We start from the raw sequence: 18,490 nt of genomic DNA, 5'->3' as shown, positions 1-18,490 counted from the left end.
ATGCCCGTTATTTAACAAACAATTGCTTTAACTGATCGACAATCTGTCCATTTCCTGAAACAGATATGCTATTGATCTTTTCCGCGATTTTTTCTACATATTCCATTTCTTTCAATTTAAACAACATGTTGTTTTCCTCCATAAGCTTCGCCGTGTTGAGCAAACTTCTTGTGGAGGCGGTTTCTTCACGCCGCATAATAATATTTGCCTGTGCCCGTTTTTCCGCGATCAGCACCTGATTCATAATATCACGGACATCTCCGGGAAGAATAATATCTTTGACACCGCAAGTCAATAAGCGTAGCCCTAATCCGGCGATATAAGCAGTGGTATTTTCTAAAATATAGCTGCTAATCTCGGTCTTCTTCTCCATCAGTTCGTCCAAAGTCATTTGCCCGATATAGGTACGCAGATTTAACTGCATCACCGCATACAATTGCTTCTCGTACTCTTTATGATCCAACAGCGATTTCACGATATCCACGATTTGATATTGTAACGTGAAATTGACCCGTATCTGTGCTTTGTCCCGCGATAGAATCTCTTGTCCAACCACATCCAAGGTCAACACACGCATATCCGCTTTTGAAACTGCGATTGTTTTTGCATTCTTCCACCAAAAATATGTTCCCGGATTCAAAATTTCCGTAAACACGCCATCAACAAAAAGTAAGCCCTTCTCGTTTGGCTCAACTTTATATTGGCGGATATAGTATGCCAAGGTTTGCTTTTCGAACAATTGACGGTTGACAGAAACCGGTATTTCGATTTCCGAAATATCCTCCAATTGAAATTTACGTGACTGCAGACCTTTCCAGAATATATGCCTACCTGCCGCCAATGTCTTCTCAAAATTATTGTTTAAGAAAACCAGTGCAATGGCGGTATCCTCCACTTCGACAATGTCAACCAGTTCACGAAAGCCCTCCAGCAGCAGGAGCACATCAATGTTGTGGTTGGACGGAAATGAATGCGCCCTATTGTATAGCTCCAGTTTTTCGCCGAAACCCAACCAGTATTTACCGGTTTCCAATACACGGATGACTTGGTTATTCTTAACCACCAATCCAATTTCATTGACATTGACTTGTACTCTTTTCATACTATCTTTTGTTTTATACTATTATCTAATGATAAAACCTGCTATTATTTGTCCATCGATGCAGGGCGGAATCAAAAAGAGCCCATACAGATCTTTACACTTAGAAACTTCAAGACGGCTAGCACCGCTAGCTGTTATCCGCTCTTCCTGTATCGGCTCTGTATGAGATGTTCCCGATCACAGGCCCATCATCAACTGTCCCGAAGAGAAACAAAGCACTCTCCGGAACCAGACAAATTATAGCAAGCTTTAATTAACTGACCTTTTTAAAGAAGGTTAACTTTCAAATCCAGAACCTAAATTCTGTGCAATACCCTTATGCTATTCCATCCGAAAATGGAAGTGGGATTCGAACCCACACGGTTGAGTTGTTGTTCTAACCAAGCTGAACTATCCTGATTGCTCAGGAGCAGGAGTCGAACCTGCGACCTACAACGACAATGCCATGCTCTACCCTTGAGCTACCCCTTTCGGGGGAAGGATTCGAACCTTCATCCCTGGCAATCTTCTCTCATGCTTTTCATCTTATCAGTATATTGAATCCCCATCGGATACAACACTATCCTGCTATACAGAAACAGGAGACCGGGATGCAAATCAAAACCTGAGAGTATTTTCGTGCTCCCTTCACAGAGAGGCACATATCTTAAAAGCATTTTGCTATTATTTTCATCAAAGAACATTTATCATCGCTGACATGACAAAGATCGCAGGGCGAATATGCAGGTAAACTGCGCAGTATAATTAAACATCAAAAAAATAATAAATAAAATCACAACCTACTGATAATGAGTTATAAAAAATTAAAACCAAGATCTCATCTAAGAGCCACCAAGTGGTAATGCGCAATTAGAATGCGTAGACAAGAAGAAGACAAATCGTAGTTGACGCACATGAACGATTCGAAAGCAAAAAATATCACTGAAATCCATGAGAACGACTTCCGATATAAATACTAATTTTACGTCTGCATAAACAACATGAATTCATCCTAAAATGAGTATAAAAATATTTTCGGCGATATTGGCTGTATTGCTTGTCACCGCAGGCTGTACGGGCTCAGACAATACAAATAACCCTGCTAGGGAAATGTATAGAAACGAAAAAAAAATCTTGTTATCGGACAGTACAAAAAACAATGATCGGGTCGCGTCAAAAACAGCTGCAGATCCGGCCAAAGAATGGCTGAAAACCATTTTTCGCTGCGAAGACGGAAAGTCCGGGAAGTATTGCTATTATTTAGACAAGGAAGAGATCATCTGTACGGCACGTTTCACGGAATTCCTACAGGATGCCAATGAAATTTATGGTCCTTCCAATCTGACAGATGCCGAATTACCCGAAGCGGAAGCGCGATATAAAGCCAAATGGAAAAACATTTATCCCCTCTATACACAGGAAATGTGGTTATTTGGCCGAGGCAATGATGATGCATTAAGAATCAATAGCGTCCTTATCAAAAAGTTAGACACAAATAAATACAGTATATTTATAGACTTTGGTGATAATATAAAGACACAAAATGAAGTACAGCTAGTTATTGAAGAGAATAACTATAAAATTGATTATTGCAAGACAAGCTATGCACAATAATGGCACTATAAAAAACAGTTGAGCTGATCTAAAAAAAGCCACTTTCTATTTTTGCATATAAAAAGTGGCTACATCATATTATAAATAAGTGTATTTAAGTCGATTGAATAGGCAGCGAATGATGCCATTTTACAATATTGCCCTTATGCAACAGTCCGTCTACAGCAGAGATCCTGGATACTGCCTCAGCGGAACAGCTCGCATCCAACAATAGGAAACTTGCCTCATCACCTACATTTGGCCATGTTCTATTGCCTTTATCATCTAAAGGTAATTTCCCATTTGTAGCATAACGCAAACAACGGGATAGATCATATTCCGTTTCATAGCCATACAATTGTGCAGCAAGATTCGCTTTTTGCAGCATATTTCCACTACCGAAAGTTCCCCAATGATCCTGTACATTATCATTTCCCGTCAGCACCTCTACTCCTGCCTTGCGTAATTGCGGTAATGGCATGAGCATATTCCGAAAAGGAACCGAACTGGCAATGCCGACTTTGGCTGCCGCCAAACGCTCGGCAGTGTATTGCAGATCCTTTGGAGACATATAGCCCAACGCAAAAGCATGACTGATAAATGTACGTCCCTGTAGCTCCGGATTCTCAAGTGCTTTATCTATTAAATAATGAATGGTTTTAACACCTGACTCTCCGCCCTCATGCAAGTGAATATCAATTCCCTTTTTGTTGTCCAAGGCTAACTGAACAGTAAAGTCCATCGGTTTTTCGATACTTCCGTCTATACTATAAGGATCTAAACCGCCTATAAAGTCAACTTTGTCCCAAGCGGCAATTTCACGCATCAGTCCAGTTGAATCGGTGTAATATAATCCATGTTGCGGGAAGGCAACCAATTCCGCACCAAAAGATGCTTTCACATGTTCCAGCGCCCTGAGCAGATGTCCCAGTGATTTAGTACCCGAAGTCGGGTCAACGTTAAAGTGTGTTCTTGCAAAATGAGTTCCATAGCCTTGTAACAGCATAATTAGTTTTTCCGCTCTTTCCACCGACGTCTTGAGGAGTTCGGGGATAATTTCCTGCTCACGTGCAATCATATCCTTCACCGTCCTGTTTTTAGGAAATACGGCTTTCCAAGGAAGACCGTATAACGTTTTATCCAGATGGATATGCATATCCCTAAAGGTGGGTAAAGCAAGTTTTCCATTGGCATTGAATGGTCCTGTTTCATCACCGGTTTGGGCCGGCCGAATTTCCTGTATTTTTCCATCCGTTATCGTTATGGAAAAAAGCGCGGTATCAGTTCCGATAATTTGTCCTTCCCGGTAAAGAAACCCTGTTTCCAACCGTACATTTTCCAGTGTATACTGCTCGCTGCGCTGAATTAATTCGTTCATGAAAATATCATTTTTTTCAAAACTAGGCTATTTAAGGCTTTCCGCTTTGTAGATATTATCACATCATTTGTAAATATTATGGCTGAGCCCTAAACTGGCTGGGTGTCATGTTCGTATGGCTCTTGAAAAACTTACTAAAACTGGCATTGTCATAAAAGCCCAGATCAAAAACAATATCCTTAACAGACTTATTCGATATTTTCAGCAACCTCTTGGCTTCCAGCAATATCCGATCCTGAATTAAAGCAGAAGCCGATACCTGAAAGATTCTGTTGCTCAGGACATTCAGATAATTGGCAGAAATATTTAATTTATCCGCATAAAATGCAACAGAGCGTTCAGCTTTATACCAACAATCGATCAATTGCACAAATTTCGCAATGATCGGGTTATCCTGATATTGGTCATAATCGTTAAAATTGTCCGAAACAAATTTACTAATCAGCAATGCGATTACTTTGACCCTGGCGTAGATGAGTTCCCATAGAATTTCTTTTTCTTTCAAGTCAGTGGAAACAGCCCGGAATTCCTGTTCCAATGCCTGATACCCCGGCTCGGATAAAGTAATCACCAAATGCCGCAAATAATAGGATACCGGAAAGCGCAATGCTGGTAAAAGGCTTTCAAACCACGACCTGCTGATCATCAATTGCAACCCTTGTGTAGGGTCTGTCATCGACCATTGATGTACCTGCCCCGGAAATACGAGATGTAATTGATGCGCTCCTAAACTAAATGTTTCAAAGTCCACAGTATGCGTGCCAGTTCCTTTTTCAAAGAGCAGTAAAATAAAAAAATCGTGCTTGTGAGGTTCATCAATCTCCCGCTTTCCGGTTAATTCATGAAAAAGTAAATCACGGTCGGACATTATTCCATCGTAGAATTTCTGCAGATTTAATATTGGGAAATGGTCAGTAGGATGATGCATAAACAGGTTCAAAGATAAATCATAAATCCTGGAAAACATAAAATCGCGTATCTGTTTTAAACATTGCATGAATTTTCTCCCAATTCATGGGTTTAACGCAAAAATATAGTTACTTTGATTTCAGTTTATAGAAAATCAAAGGTTGCACAGGAAAAAATCCTATTTAGAACGAAAAGCAACCAACCGGGTTTTCAAATAGCTTTAAAAAAGTTTTTAATATGCAGATTGAAATTGATCATAATTTTTATGAAATCGTCAGCTGGAACAAAGATTATATTCAGATCCAGGGAACATATTCTCCCTATCGTATCTATGCCCCGCCCTATTACGATATTGCCTCTTTGAAGCAATACATCAAGCTCAATCCTCCGGTACATCAGGAAGAAGATCAATCCTATTCCTATCTTGAAAATCCTTATTATCTGTTCAAAACTCCTTACCTTGTTAAAGTTTTTTCGACGGTATCTCCTGCTACCATTGAACTTAAATCAAGTAGCATCCGGGTTTATCAACGAAAGAATGTGAACACCTTAAAATTACTCAAAGCATGGAGTATGGATCTTTTATACAATGAATTAATCAAAATGGTATCCTATTGGGAAGAGCAACTGGATAACTATGCGATCACGGCTGTACGTTTAAGTAAACGATCGAACTCGAATTATAAAATCGAAGGCAACGAGATCTGTTTTTCCTCCCGATTGATTGATCTTGATAAAGAACAGCTGAATCTGATCGTTTTGGCAGCATTTTGTAAATTTTCTAAAAAAACCAAGAAAGAATCCGAAGCTATTTATAACTTGTACATCCCCAATTGGAGGGAGTTTAATGTATACTAAACATGGCAGAAACCGCAATACAATTGACAGTCGCAGTAGACGGTAATTTTGACTCACTGATTGATGATTCCGTACAGTTTTCGAAACTATTAGGTCCTGAGCAACGACTCCTGATTGACGATCATGTCGTTAATCAGCTGGAAGATAAAGATGGCGCTCCGGCCCTGAGCGATTTTAGCATCGGAAACATCACATTTGATCGCCTCTCCTCAAAAGGCTCCTTTCGCGTTCATTTTAAAATTTCCAGACAGTTCTGCTGTAGTGACATTACGTCCTGTCAGACAGATTATATGGACTTCAAGTTCACAAAAAGAGGGCAAAAAATTGATATAACGGGATCCTATGTATTGTGGACAATCCAATAGGTACCAGGTCTTGAACTGAGAACAGGAGAATTCAAGTCCTGTATATTTCTATCAAAAATGAAAATTCCCGATCGCTATAAAGTTAACACAACCTCTTTTCACTTTTACTGGACAAAGGGTATTGGTGCTAGTCTGCTAACTAAATTGCCAACCACTCCAGATCTGGCTCATGCAGCACAATTTATACCTTTGTTATACCAATATGACAAAGCCTGTGACCAACTGGTGGAACATTTGCATCTGAAAATTGGTTTCGCAAAGGGACAGCAACTGATTCGGGACTATTTGCGCGGTAAAGCTATTGAAGCCGATTACGTTGGACTGATTTCGGAATTCATGGCTACACTACCCCTCGAACCGGAGTGGCTCGACCGACAAAAAATAGAGCAGGGAATCGAACTCAGTCAACGCTCGGGACTAACCGGACTTATTGTATTACGGGATTACTGTCTTATGGGCGGCTACGAATCCAGTGCGATCAATAAACCCCTGATTTTTACAGGAGCACTGAAAAAAGGTGCGGTAAAGCGTTTAACGGAAACCGTTACATTTTGGGTTGATGTTACGGCCAATGATGCATTGAAAAAAGGCGGTATCGGTATAGAGGCCATTCTGTTAACCAGATGCATCCATTCATTTGCCCGATTGAATATATTGAAACATAATGATTGGAATTCTGATAAATGGGGCATTCCTTTAAATACCTGGGATATGCTGGCAACAAACTTAGGTTTTTCATTAGTTTATTTAATCGGACTCAAACAAATGAAATTCAATTTGTTAAACAATGAAATTAACGGCATATTTCATCTCTGGAAATATATCGGAACTTTATTGGGCATTCCATTGGATCTCCTTCCGGATTCGGAGGAGGAGGCCATAAAATCGCTGTACTATTGGACAATGACCCAAAAAGAAGGTGATAAGGATAGTGTCGCACTCGCTCAGGCTCTAATGCAAGAACCAGTAAACGCGGCATATCCAAGAAGCAAATTTGGTAGAAAACTCATGCGGGAAGTTCATTTGTATTATAACAACTATCTTTTAGGAGCTTATTCCTGCGCGTTGTTGGGACTGGAAAAAACGACTATCGGCAAAATTGCCTACTTCAACATCCTCAAAAACAAAAAAGCAAACAGTCAAATCCTAAACGATAAAGTAAGGCAGCAACAGATAAGAAAAGGCCGAAAAGTTCATGAGGGAGTCAAACAGATCTATTTGACGTACAACTAACCTACATTTCGTTCGTAGGGTACTCTCGTGGCAATCGATCTGCCCAATGTGAGCTCATCGACATATTCCAGCTCACCTCCAAATGCAATACCACGTGCGATTGTCGTAATCTTAATATCAAATTCACGCAACTTACGGTACAGATAAAAAATCGTTGTATCGCCCTCCATTGTTGCCGACAATGCCAGAATAACTTCCTCTACACCACCTCGTTGAATACGATTGAGTAAACCTTCAATTTTAAGATCAGCCGGACCGATACCATCCATGGGCGAAATCAGTCCGCCCAGCACATGATAAACGCCCTGATAGGAATTTGTATTTTCAATGGCCATGACATCACGTGTATCCTCCACGACACAAATTGTGCTTTTATCCCGCTTGAAAGAACTGCATATTTCACAAGTCGAATGGTCCGAAATATTAAAGCACTCCTGGCAATACTGAATATCTTCTTTCAATCGGTCAATAGCGGCAGTAAAACGGGCCACCTCAGGATCGGACTGCTTCAATAAATGCAAGACCAGCCTTAGCGCTGTCTTTTGTCCCACACCCGGCAATTTACCAAATTCCGCAACCGCGTTCTCAAGAAGTTTAGAAGAAAAATTCATAATGCAAATGTAAGAATAATCGCAAAAAGTAGCTAGTATTAAAAAAATAGCTATATTGTATTCCTTTTTGAAAAAAATGGGTTTTAGAAATTAAATGTATAACGTTATATATGGACATTACAAAAGAAGATAAAATTATCCGCGCTTTTGAGAACAAAACATGGCAGGAAATTAAGGTTAAAGATTCATGGCAGATTTTTAAAGTCATGTCAGAATTTGTGGACGGGTTTGAAAAATTGGCTAAAATTGGCCCCTGTGTATCCATATTTGGTTCGGCACGTACACCGCGTGAACACAAATATTATCAGATGGCGGTAGATATCGCTGCCCTACTCACTGAACGCGGTTATGGAATTATATCTGGAGGTGGACCGGGGATCATGGAAGCAGCGAATAAAGGTGCCTATGAGTCTGGCGGAAAATCCGTGGGCCTGAATATTGAATTGCCATTTGAACAGTTTCACAACAAATATATTGATCGGGATAAATTGCTTGAGTTCAAATACTTTTTTGTACGAAAAGTAATGTTTATGAAATACTCCCAAGGTTATATCGTTATGCCGGGGGGCTTTGGAACAATGGACGAACTCTTTGAAGCGATTACCTTGATTCAAACAGGTAAGATTGCGCGCTTCCCTATCGTATTGGTAGGTTCAGAGTATTGGAAAGGCTTAATAGACTGGGTGCAAAATACCATGCTGCAAAACAAATATATTAGTGAGGAAGATTTGAAACTTTTTCGCATTGTCGATACAGCGAAAGAAGCTGCCGACCATATTTTCCGTTTCTATGACAAGTATTTATTGAAACCAAACTTCTAAATAGTCAAAATATTATATCAAAATAAGGAGCACCCGAAAATCGGGTGCTCCTTTTTATTTTAATTTTCCTCTATTGTGAATCTAGTTTTGGTCGGTCCGTGTTGTCTCTCAAAAGAATGGCATCTATATCGAAATCTTGATACAAGATCTTAAGCGAAGGTAAATACCACGGATAATCTATTGTTGTAGATTATGAATAATAAGAGACAAAAAAAGGGCCTAGGCCCTTTTATATATAAAGATATGGATAAGATATACCGTAGCTACTTTTAGAAAACGCCCCATATTTGTTTGCTAATTCCGCCATTACAGTATGCTGAGGCTAAAATAGAACAAATTAACTCTATAGAGAAAAAAACAAGGGGGGACAAAGGGGGGGACAAATCACAAAAAACTGAAAAACAAACAATTACTATTATCCAACAAAACATTAAAAAAGTACTTTTTAACTTATCATCGGGTCCAGCCTAGAGCCACGGCCGCTGTATTCTGTATGAACAATAAAGAAAATTAGCTGCTAGACACAAAAAAGAAGACCTGAGGTTGGGAGCCCCAGGTCTTAACTAACCAATTATTAACCTAAATTATGAAAAGTCTTTTTATTATTCTATACAGGGAATATTTCAACTATCAGACCAAAAAAAAATGTCGGCTTCTATTTCACATTTTTTTAACAAATTACTGAGATTGTTATGACGAAGCGTGTTGCTAATGTTCAGTTTGGCAAATTATAGCATGCCATCCCGACTAATGGAAGAGCCTATCAGAAGTAATTTTGTCATAGTTACTGACAGGTTCCGCTGCGACAAGGCCCATAGGATTATTATTCATGAAATGTACCTTATTTGGATATCTTTCGGCCATCTGTCGTACCAATTCCAACATATAATGATTGCTAGGATACACCTTAACCTCTGCTCTGATATCATCAAGGCAAGCAAACTGACCATACTGATGGATATAACCCATGCCATAAAATCGTCCATTTTCAATAACAATACAGCTTTTTTCTTCGACATTTCGACCCTGATCTATAAATACATAAGAAGGCCTCCGCTTCGACCATTCATCTATACAACGTTCTATCCGCGTATTATGCAATTCACGATCAGGCAACTCACCCCGAATTGCGGATTTAATTGACAAACTGGCAGTGCCAAAATGACAAAACTGGGCATCAATTTCACCTTCTTTCATAAAGGATTGCAACAACTGAATAGCATCATATTCCCGCTGAAACAACTGAATACAGTCCTGGACGCGGTTCATTTTACCAATTGCCAAATGGAGGTAACCATTTTGGTCCTCATAAGAAAATAAGGCAAATTTTGGCTCATAACGTTTGAGTGCCCGATTATATTTAGGCCAAAGCCGTTTAATTTCAGCGCATTCCAGTAACAGGGACATAAGCTCCGTTCCACAGCGTTCATAACTGATGTGATAGATCTCTTTTAAAAAATTTTGCCGTTGTGCCTGAATATTGTTACCTGTAAAATGTGACGATACCCGCTTCTTGATGTTGACGGCTTTTCCCACATAGATTACTTTTCCATTTCTATCGTGAAAATAATATACTCCGGGAGCATCCGGGAGCTGCTCAAACTCCCTAAGATTTAAATGTGGTGGAAAACGCTGATCAATAGCCTTATGTTTGATCATTTCCTGAAGGACCTGAGCTGTATCCAACGCGCGGAGATACCCAAAAAGGATCGCTGTCGCATCCGCGTCACCGCCTGCACGATGCCGATTTTCAATCGGTATATCCAGATAATCACACAAACGGCCCAAACTATAAGATAATAGCCCGGGCTTGATCTTACGGGCATAACGCACTGTACATAATTTAATTGAAGACCATTCTATTCCTGCCTCCTGCAGTTGAAAACGAATAAAGGAGTAATCAAAATTGACATTGTGCGCAACGAAAACCCGATCTTTCAATAAAGCGTGAATATCTGAAGCAACATCCTCAAACATTGGCGCATCTTTAACCATGTCATTGTCGATGCCGGTCAACGCAAAAATAGAATTGGGAATTTCTATCCCCGGATTTACCAAAGTCTCCCAACGATGCAGTACCCGATTACCATCGTGTATAACGATCGCAATTTCAGTGATCCGACTGGATTTTGCATTCCCGCCCGTGGTCTCAATATCCACAATGGCAAATTCTTGTTTTTTGCTTCGATTCATAGTCATTCTCAAAACAAATATACTAACATTTTTAGTAGAAGCATACTTTTTCTAAAGTTTATTAACGAAGGGAGTCCCCAACCTATGATCGTTTGGTCAATTTTCGGCAATATTCAACAGAATCAACAGTACAGGAAGGTTGTTGATTTGAATTTGTTTATTTTGTAGCTACTTTTAGATAACACATTAAATCATAATCAATGGAAGTAATACATAAAAACGACGAAAAACATGGCAGTTTTGAGGTAGTAGATCAGGAAAAATCAGTCGCGCAAATGACATACACCTGGGCTGGTCCAACAAAGTTTATCATTGACCATACTGAAGTCAGCGAAAACTACACAGGTAAGGGATTAGGCAAGCAAATGTTAATGGCCGCAGTTGCTTTTGCCCGAAAAGAACATCTCAAAATTCTTCCCCTATGTCCTTATGCAAAATCTGTCTTTGACAAAGAGGCGGAATTAGCTGATGTGCTTTTTTAGTCCAAAGAGAAAACATAAAAAGCAGGTTAACCTATCATTGAAAGAGCTAATCTGCTTTTATTATTTAGACAGACTTTCACTGAAACCTTTCTGCGGATATAATAGCTTAAAACCGTTCTAAAAACTTAAAAATAAGATCTGCTCCTAATTTAGCCGTGCGGGCATCGATATCAAAATAAGGGTTTAATTCAGCAATATCCATCGACTTCAAATTGGGCAGTTCGATGATAGCACTGTACAAATCGAAAAATAATTCATCAGGAACGATACCATTGAAGGCTAGTGCACTTACACCCGGCGCATAGGGCGCTGCAAATGCATCCAGATCAATGGTCATGTATACATAGTCCACCTGACGGGCAAAGTCCCGTATCTGTCTCCGAAGCGCAGCCAGTCTGTCCGCGACTAAATCCTTACGTTCTATAATCTGCGTTTGCTTAGATTTTGCATAGGCAATAAGACCTTTCGTATTGCTGATTTGCTGTATACCAATGGCCAAGTAGTGAAATGATTGCCCCTGGTTGCTGAGGTCTCTTTCGATCTGAAAAAATCCAGTCCCTGAATTTCCTTGTCCTGCGGAAATTTCGCGCATATCCAGATGTGCATCAATGTTAATAATCCCGATCCGATATTTCCTGTCGTTCAAGAAGCGCTTGACTCCAAGATAATGACCGTAGGTTACCTCATGTCCCCCGCCCAAAACAAGAGGGAATCCCCCGCCTTTAAGAATGGACGATAGCGCATCTCCAAGAACAGATTGCGAAGATTCCAAATCGTTATCTATTAACAGAATATCACCAGCATCCTTAAGTTTAAGTTCAGATGAAAAATGAGCTGGTAAATTTGCAAGTACATTCCTTATTGCGCTTGGTCCATCCTTCGCACCTACCCGCCCTTGGTTCCTACCTACACCTTCATCACTACAAAATCCCAAAAAAACCAGCGATTGACTCATATTGGGGTCAGCGGACAAATCTATACAGTCCATCAACTGATGCCAACGCATCCAGTCTCTTTCTTCGCCGTCAACCCGCCCCTTCCATACGGTCTGGTCTCCACGGACATATAAGTCTTTGTGATTAAGTAAAGGATTCATCAGTCTTCATTAAACAATTCATCGATAATATCATCGTCTACGAGTTGCGCACGGGTAACCAACAGCATGCTATTGCTCGCCATTGCATTGTCCAAGGCTTGATTTGCCTCCTTATTACGGGCCCACGCACGCCTTGCAATACCATTATTTACATCAAAATATAACATTTTCTCCAATTTAACGTCAGCAGCAGCCGAACCGTCAAGCAGCATCCCAAACCCACCGTTGATAACTTCGCCCCATCCAACACCGCCACCATTATGGATAGACACCCAAGTTGCACCTCGAAAACTATCACCTATTACATTATGGATAGCCATATCAGCTGTAAACTGGCTACCGTCGTAGATGTTGCTTGTCTCCCGATAAGGGGAATCCGTCCCGCTGACGTCATGATGGTCACGTCCCAAAACGACCGGGCCTGCCAGGTGTCCTTTTCGGACAGCTTCGTTAAATGCTTTGGCAATCGCGATACGCCCGTTGGAATCCGCATACAGAATACGTGCCTGCGACCCAACAACCAATTTATTCTTGCCCGCCTCCTTGATCCATTGGATATTATCCAACATTTGTTGCTGGATCTCCCTTGGAGCAATGGCCTGAAGGGATGTCAATACATCCATCGCAAGCTGATCTGTCTTTTCCAGATCATTGGCCTCACCGGAGGTACAGACCCAACGAAATGGTCCAAAACCATAATCAAAGCACATCGGCCCCAAAATATCCTGAACATAAGAAGGATATCGGAACCCATCCCCTTCGGTGTCCAATATGGCAGCTCCGGCACGGCTACTTTCCAGCAGAAATGCATTGCCATAGTCAAAGAAATATGTTCCTTTAGCGACGTGCTTATTGATCGCATCCACATGGCGAACCAATGTTGCCTGTACAAATTGTTTGAATTTATCAGGATCAGCAGCCATCAGCGCATTGGATTCGGCAAAAGATAATCCCATCGGATAATATCCGCCGGACCAGGGATTGTGAAGCGAAGTCTGATCCGATCCGACAGTTACAAAGATATGCTCACGGTCAAACGCTTCCCAGACTTCCACGATATTACCGATGTAAGCAAAGGATATTGTCTGTTTTTGAATCATTGCTGCCCGAACCTGCTTCAGCAACTGGGCTATATTTTCAACCAGCACATCTACCCATCCCTGCTCGTGTCGTTTTTTAGCTGCCGCGGGGTTAACCTCCGCGCATACAGTTATACAACCTGCTATATTACCTGCTTTCGGTTGGGCACCACTCATTCCCCCCAACCCTGAGGTTAAAAATACCTTTCCTTGAATGGACTCTCCGGCAGGCAACTGCCGACGGAAAGCATTCATGACAGTAATCGTGGTCCCGTGAACAATTCCCTGTGGCCCAATATACATGTACGAACCAGCTGTCATCTGTCCATACTGTGTGACACCAAGCGCATTATAACGCTCCCAGTCATCCGGCTTGGAGTAATTGGGTATCATCATCCCATTACTGACCACAACGCGGGGAGCATGTTCGGATGATGGAAATAATCCCATAGGATGCCCGCTGTACATGTGTAGGGTCTGTTCATCGGTCATCTGAGACAGATAATGCATTGTAAGCCGATATTGTGCCCAGTTCTGAAAAACAGCGCCATTACCGCCATAGGTAATCAGTTCATGGGGATGTTGGGCAACCGCAGGATCCAAATTATTCTGAATCATCAGCATAATGGCCGCCGCCTGTTTACTTTTTGCCGGATACGCATCTATTGGCCGCGCATGCATCGCATAGTCTGGTCTAAAACGATACATATAGATCCTGCCGTACTCCTTTAATTCTGTCAAAAACTCCGATGCCAGTTCAGCATGCCATGATTTCGGAAAGTAACGAAGGGCATTCCTCAAGGCCAGTTTTTCTTCTTTTTTCGAAAGAATGTCCTTGCGCCGTGGTGCATGACTTACCATAGCGTCACGTTCTATTTTGGGTGGCAGCTGGGAGGGAATGCCCTCTGCAACTACTCGACTAAATGTATTGTCCATCATCGTTCAGTTGAAAATACTTCCTTACCATTTTTCCATACAGCCGAAGGTTCCATACTTCCCTGGTAATAAGTAATATTTTGATAATTATCGGTCTGAAATAAAGTAAAATCCGCACGCATGCCCTTCACTAGCTTACCACGGTCATGTAGATTCAGGGCCTGTGCGGCGCGAAAAGTCAACGCTGATAAAACCTCGGCATTGCTTAGTTTTTCCATTGTAGCTAATATGCAGGCGCTGGTCAGCAATTGGCCGATTGGTGCAGAACCCGGGTTCCAGTCGCTCGCAATCGCCAGACATGCGCCGGCATCCAGCAGTTTTCGTGCCGGAGTGAAAGCACAACCAATGCCAATTGATGCGGCTGGCAATGCTACAGCAACTGTATCAGATTGCGCCAAAAACTTGATTTCAACTGCTGTGGATGCTTCTAAATGATCAGCGGATCGCGCTCCCAGTTCCACAGCAACTTGACTACCGGACGTACTAAACTGATCCGCGTGAACCGTCAGATCAAAGCCCATTTCTTTGGCCCGTTGCAAATATGGCCTGATCGTTTCCGCATCAAATGCTGTCTTTTCGATAAAAGCATCCACGCGATTGGACAATTGTTGTGCTTTCAATTCCGGAAAGAGTGTTGCCTCCATGAGGTCAAGATAATCTTTTGCCGTCCCTTTATAGTCCCTGGGCAGCATATGCGCTGCCAGGCAGGTAGGAATCAAGTCTGCCGCAGCCACTTGATTTGCTTTTTTTATCGCACGCAATATCTTAAGTTCTTCTTCAATCTGAAGCCCATAACCACTTTTAACTTCAATAGTTGTAACCCCCTGTGCCAATAAAAATGCAGCACGGTCAGCAGTAAGCTCCGTCAAATCCTCCTCTGTGCAAGCCCTTGTATGGGTGACAGTGCTCCAAATTCCGCCACCAGCTTCCGCAATTTCAAGATACGAAGAACCGGCATTTCGAAGTGCGAAATCATTTGCCCGCTGTCCCGCATAACTGATATGAGTATGACAGTCAACAAAACCGGGCAGTGCAACCTGATCACCTTCAAGGCGAATAAGAACTGCTTTATCCTGCCATTTTTGGTACAGAAAATCAAAGTCACCGACCTCTTGAACAAGTTCACCTTCGATCAAAATTCCCGCCTGCTCAATAACCTGCAGTTTCGCATCCTTTACGGCGCCCTTCAACGGAATATTGTCCATTGTCAATAATTGCCTGAACGGACCTATCAATTTTAAATCTTTTTCCATTTTCATGTAAGGCTAAAATGTTTCAAAACGTTCTACCAGCTCCATCGTTATGGCTTTCTGTGGATTGCTTTGACGGCGTAAGCTAATCAGCTCGCCTGATTTGACCAATTCCAATGCACTGCTCAACAAAGCTTCCATTGGCTGGTCGGATTCAATATGTGGAATAAACTGGCGTATGCGTTCATGAACGGCTTCCAATGCCGGAGTGGACTGCAGCGGGTGATGATAATCCTTCGCCTGTGCAGCACATAATAGTTCGACGCTCAGGATTTTATCCACATTATCTATGACTTGAAGCAGCTTTCTACCGGAGATAGAGCCCATACTCACATGATCTTCCTGCCCCAGCGATGTCGGTATACTGTCTGCGCTAGCAGGAAAACATAAGCCTTTATTTTCACTTGCAATGGCAGCTGTACTGTACTGGAGAATCATAAAACCAGAATTGAGTCCTGTCGATTTCATCAACAATTTCGGAACCCCATTAGTTTGCCCTTCTAAGGATAAATAAACCCTGCGGTCTGATATATTGCCTATTTCAGAAACTGCCAGCGTGGCATAATCCAAAGGCAAGGCAATGGACTGTCCATGGAAACTACCGCCACTGATCGTCAATTCATCGTTTATAATAACAGGGTTGTCCGTTACTGAATTGATTTCTAATTCGATCGTATCCTTTAGATGAAGCCAGGCATTACGTGAAGCGCCATGCACCTGTGGGATACAACGTAAAGAATAGGGATCCTGAACGCGCGAACAATCTTTATGACTTTCTAAAATAGCCGACCCGTAAAGTAAGGCATGGATATTTGAAGCCACATAACGGTTCCCCGAATGTGGGCGAAGCTCATGCAATTCGGAAAAGAAGGGTTTTATCGAGCCATTTAAGCCTTCAATCATCAATGCAGCAATGATATCTGCATTTTGAAGTACCCTATTGAATTCACTTACGGCTTTGACGCCATGCGCAGCCATAAATTGTGTCCCATTGATCAATGCCAGCCCCTCTTTAGCCCCCAATTGAACTGGTGCAAGATTATGTTTCGCTAAAATTGCTTCCGTTGCATAAATCTCCCCATTGATGCTAACCTTGCCAAGGCCGATCAAAGGCAGAAAAAGATGGGACAACGGGGCCAGATCACCCGAGGCGCCGACGGAACCCTGCTTGGGAACAACAGGAACGACATCCTGTTCAATATGCCAGATAATACGTTCTATGGTACTGTACTGTACCCCGGAGAAACCCTTTGCCAATGCATGAACTTTCAATATCAACATCACTTTAGCCAGGTCATTAGCGATAGGTTCACCCATTCCAACAGCATGACTCTTCAGAATATTTTCTTGCAATAACTGCGTTTGATCCGCGTCAATTAAAGTCGTACAGAGCGGACCAAAACCTGTGTTAATGCCATATACAACTTGCCCACGTTCGACAATCTGCCGCACATAAGCGGCACTTCTATCGATATTTGCTTTCACTTCTGCCGAGATCTCTCCCTTAATATCCCCTTTTGCTATTGCTAAAGCAATGGAGCAAGTCAAATGTCCACTGCCGTATAAAAATTTTTCCATCGTTATTAAGCTTTTATCAAATTTAGCCGCTATATTTAATAATTAGAAATACCATTTTTATCATCAATTGATAACCATGAATTATCAGACAGAACTCAGACACCTTCTTTACTTCAAAGTATTAGCCGAAGAGCTGCATTTCAGAAAAGCTGCGGAAAGGCTATTTATCGCCCAGCCAGGGCTGAGCCGGCAGATCAAGCAGCTGGAGGAGAATTACCGTGTAACGCTATTGGAACGGAACAAACGACATGTATCACTGACCGAAGCAGGCAATTATCTCTTTGAAGAAGTGAAAGAATTGTTTAGGCATTTAGATCAGATTGAGACCCAGCTCCAGAGCTTGGCAAATGGCAGGATCAGCACACTAAAACTGGGGTTCATCGGCTCAGCAGTACAGACAATATTACCACAATTACTGATCAACCTCAAACAAAAACAACCGGATATTGAGCTATCCCTACATGAACTTGCCAATGAAACACAATTGGACCTGATTCAAAAGAAGGAACTTGATTTTGGCTTTGTCCGTCTTTCCGATACGCCCATAGGACTACATAGCCTTCCTATCTATACGGAACATTTTAGCCTTGTATTACCAAAAAACCATCCATTATTAATGCAGAAAAAACCAAATCTGTACGCGCTAAAGAATGAATCGTTTATCCTATTTTCGAAAAATTACAGCCATTCCTATTACGATCTGGTCATGAGTATTTTCCGGGATCATCAGTTTACACCGAAAGTTACCTTGCGTACCGTAAACGCATTAACAATATTTAACATGGTGGCTCAGGGACTGGGTGTCGCCATCGTTCCCGCTTCTTTAAAGAATGGTTATCAGGTTGACGTCTGTTTCCTGGAACTGGACAGCTTGCCCCAACGAACGACGCTTTCCCTGGTCTGGAATGCCGAAAACCGTAACCCCGGAATACCTTTCGTTTTGGATATTATCGCTTCCCAAAGCCCCGAAGCCATTATTGCTGAAACTTAGACTTTTTTTATCGTGGAAATATTTGATATATTTACT

The 18,490-nt window shown here is 41.7% G+C and carries 16 protein-coding genes and 1 tRNA gene; 7 read left to right on the top strand and 10 right to left on the bottom strand.

All coding sequences use genetic code 11. The features are described from left to right. Positions 1–7: 7 nt before the first annotated feature. Together G6053_RS13060 and G6053_RS13055 are read right to left on the bottom strand one after the other, a co-directional pair. Positions 8–1,102 carry a slipin family protein gene (locus G6053_RS13060; protein WP_165306701.1) on the bottom strand — a complete coding sequence of 365 codons (1,095 nt, stop codon included), beginning with the start codon at positions 1,100–1,102 and terminating at the stop codon, positions 8–10. A gap of 403 nt (positions 1,103–1,505) precedes the next feature. Then, positions 1,506–1,568: transfer RNA gene (locus G6053_RS13055), tRNA-Asp, on the bottom strand. Positions 1,569–2,098: 530 nt separating this feature from the next. Here G6053_RS13055 and G6053_RS13050 point away from each other — a divergent pair. Beyond that, positions 2,099–2,695 carry a hypothetical protein gene (locus G6053_RS13050; protein WP_165306700.1) on the top strand — a complete coding sequence of 199 codons (597 nt, stop codon included), beginning with the start codon at positions 2,099–2,101 and terminating at the stop codon, positions 2,693–2,695. A 94-nt stretch (positions 2,696–2,789) separates the two neighbouring features. On the opposite strand, the gene G6053_RS13045 is transcribed toward G6053_RS13050, so the two are convergent. Together G6053_RS13045 and G6053_RS13040 are read right to left on the bottom strand one after the other, a co-directional pair. Next, positions 2,790–4,052 (bottom strand): amidohydrolase, encoded by a 1,263-nt coding sequence (locus tag G6053_RS13045; RefSeq protein WP_165306699.1) that lies wholly within the window; start codon positions 4,050–4,052, stop codon positions 2,790–2,792. A 76-nt stretch (positions 4,053–4,128) separates the two neighbouring features. Beyond that, positions 4,129–5,019 (bottom strand): helix-turn-helix transcriptional regulator, encoded by an 891-nt coding sequence (locus tag G6053_RS13040; protein WP_206531934.1) that lies wholly within the window; start codon positions 5,017–5,019, stop codon positions 4,129–4,131. A gap of 179 nt (positions 5,020–5,198) precedes the next feature. Between G6053_RS13040 and G6053_RS13035 the strand changes: the two genes are divergently transcribed. From G6053_RS13035 to G6053_RS13025, 3 genes are read left to right on the top strand one after another with little or no spacing between them, the layout of a single operon-like run. Continuing rightward, the gene (locus G6053_RS13035; protein ID WP_165306698.1) at positions 5,199–5,819 is read left to right on the top strand and encodes a hypothetical protein; all 621 of its coding nucleotides are present in this window, start codon (positions 5,199–5,201) and stop codon (positions 5,817–5,819) included. A gap of 2 nt (positions 5,820–5,821) precedes the next feature. After that, complete coding sequence (locus G6053_RS13030; protein WP_165306697.1) at positions 5,822–6,184, top strand: hypothetical protein; 363 nt, start codon at positions 5,822–5,824, stop codon at positions 6,182–6,184. 57 nt (positions 6,185–6,241) lie between these two features. After that, on the top strand, positions 6,242–7,417 hold the full coding sequence (locus tag G6053_RS13025; RefSeq protein ID WP_165306696.1) for an oxygenase MpaB family protein: 1,176 nt from the start codon (positions 6,242–6,244) through the stop codon (positions 7,415–7,417). On the opposite strand, the gene recR is transcribed toward G6053_RS13025, so the two are convergent. Further along, complete coding sequence (recR, locus tag G6053_RS13020; protein ID WP_108631813.1) at positions 7,414–8,028, bottom strand: recombination mediator RecR; 615 nt, start codon at positions 8,026–8,028, stop codon at positions 7,414–7,416. The genes G6053_RS13025 and recR overlap by 4 nt on opposite strands. A gap of 116 nt (positions 8,029–8,144) precedes the next feature. Between recR and G6053_RS13015 the strand changes: the two genes are divergently transcribed. Further along, a complete protein-coding gene (locus tag G6053_RS13015) occupies positions 8,145–8,849 on the top strand; it encodes a TIGR00730 family Rossman fold protein (protein ID WP_165309629.1) in 705 nt (234 codons plus the stop codon). A 747-nt stretch (positions 8,850–9,596) separates the two neighbouring features. Here G6053_RS13015 and G6053_RS13010 read toward each other — a convergent pair. After that, complete coding sequence (locus G6053_RS13010; protein ID WP_165306695.1) at positions 9,597–11,042, bottom strand: exonuclease domain-containing protein; 1,446 nt, start codon at positions 11,040–11,042, stop codon at positions 9,597–9,599. 200 nt (positions 11,043–11,242) lie between these two features. Between G6053_RS13010 and G6053_RS13005 the strand changes: the two genes are divergently transcribed. Next, positions 11,243–11,524, top strand: coding sequence for a GNAT family N-acetyltransferase (locus tag G6053_RS13005; RefSeq protein WP_121124667.1), 282 nt, complete (start codon positions 11,243–11,245; stop codon positions 11,522–11,524). Between the two features lie 106 nt (positions 11,525–11,630). Here G6053_RS13005 and hutG read toward each other — a convergent pair whose 3' ends face one another. The 4 genes from hutG to hutH are packed head-to-tail and all read right to left on the bottom strand — an operon-like array spanning position 11,631 to position 17,463. Further along, a complete protein-coding gene (hutG, locus tag G6053_RS13000) occupies positions 11,631–12,620 on the bottom strand; it encodes a formimidoylglutamase (protein WP_165306694.1) in 990 nt (329 codons plus the stop codon). After that, on the bottom strand, positions 12,620–14,638 hold the full coding sequence (locus G6053_RS12995) for a urocanate hydratase (protein ID WP_165306693.1): 2,019 nt from the start codon (positions 14,636–14,638) through the stop codon (positions 12,620–12,622). Before G6053_RS12995 ends, hutG begins: the two co-directional genes overlap by 1 nt. Next, positions 14,635–15,888, bottom strand: a complete 1,254-nt coding sequence (gene hutI / locus G6053_RS12990) for an imidazolonepropionase (RefSeq protein ID WP_241254992.1) — start codon at positions 15,886–15,888, stop codon at positions 14,635–14,637. The genes G6053_RS12995 and hutI overlap by 4 nt, the downstream gene beginning before the upstream one ends. A 12-nt stretch (positions 15,889–15,900) precedes the next feature. After that, positions 15,901–17,463, bottom strand: a complete 1,563-nt coding sequence (hutH, locus tag G6053_RS12985) for a histidine ammonia-lyase (protein ID WP_108631820.1) — start codon at positions 17,461–17,463, stop codon at positions 15,901–15,903. 76 nt (positions 17,464–17,539) lie between these two features. Here hutH and G6053_RS12980 point away from each other — a divergent pair, with 76 nt between their 5' ends. Next, the gene (locus G6053_RS12980) at positions 17,540–18,454 is read left to right on the top strand and encodes a LysR family transcriptional regulator (protein ID WP_108631821.1); all 915 of its coding nucleotides are present in this window, start codon (positions 17,540–17,542) and stop codon (positions 18,452–18,454) included. The last annotated feature ends 36 nt before the right edge of the window (positions 18,455–18,490 follow it).

The sequence above is a fragment of the Sphingobacterium sp. DR205 genome (assembly GCF_011064245.1).
Classification (GTDB): Bacteria; Bacteroidota; Bacteroidia; order Sphingobacteriales; family Sphingobacteriaceae; genus Sphingobacterium; species Sphingobacterium athyrii.
This window is presented reverse-complemented; position numbering and strand designations above follow the sequence as displayed.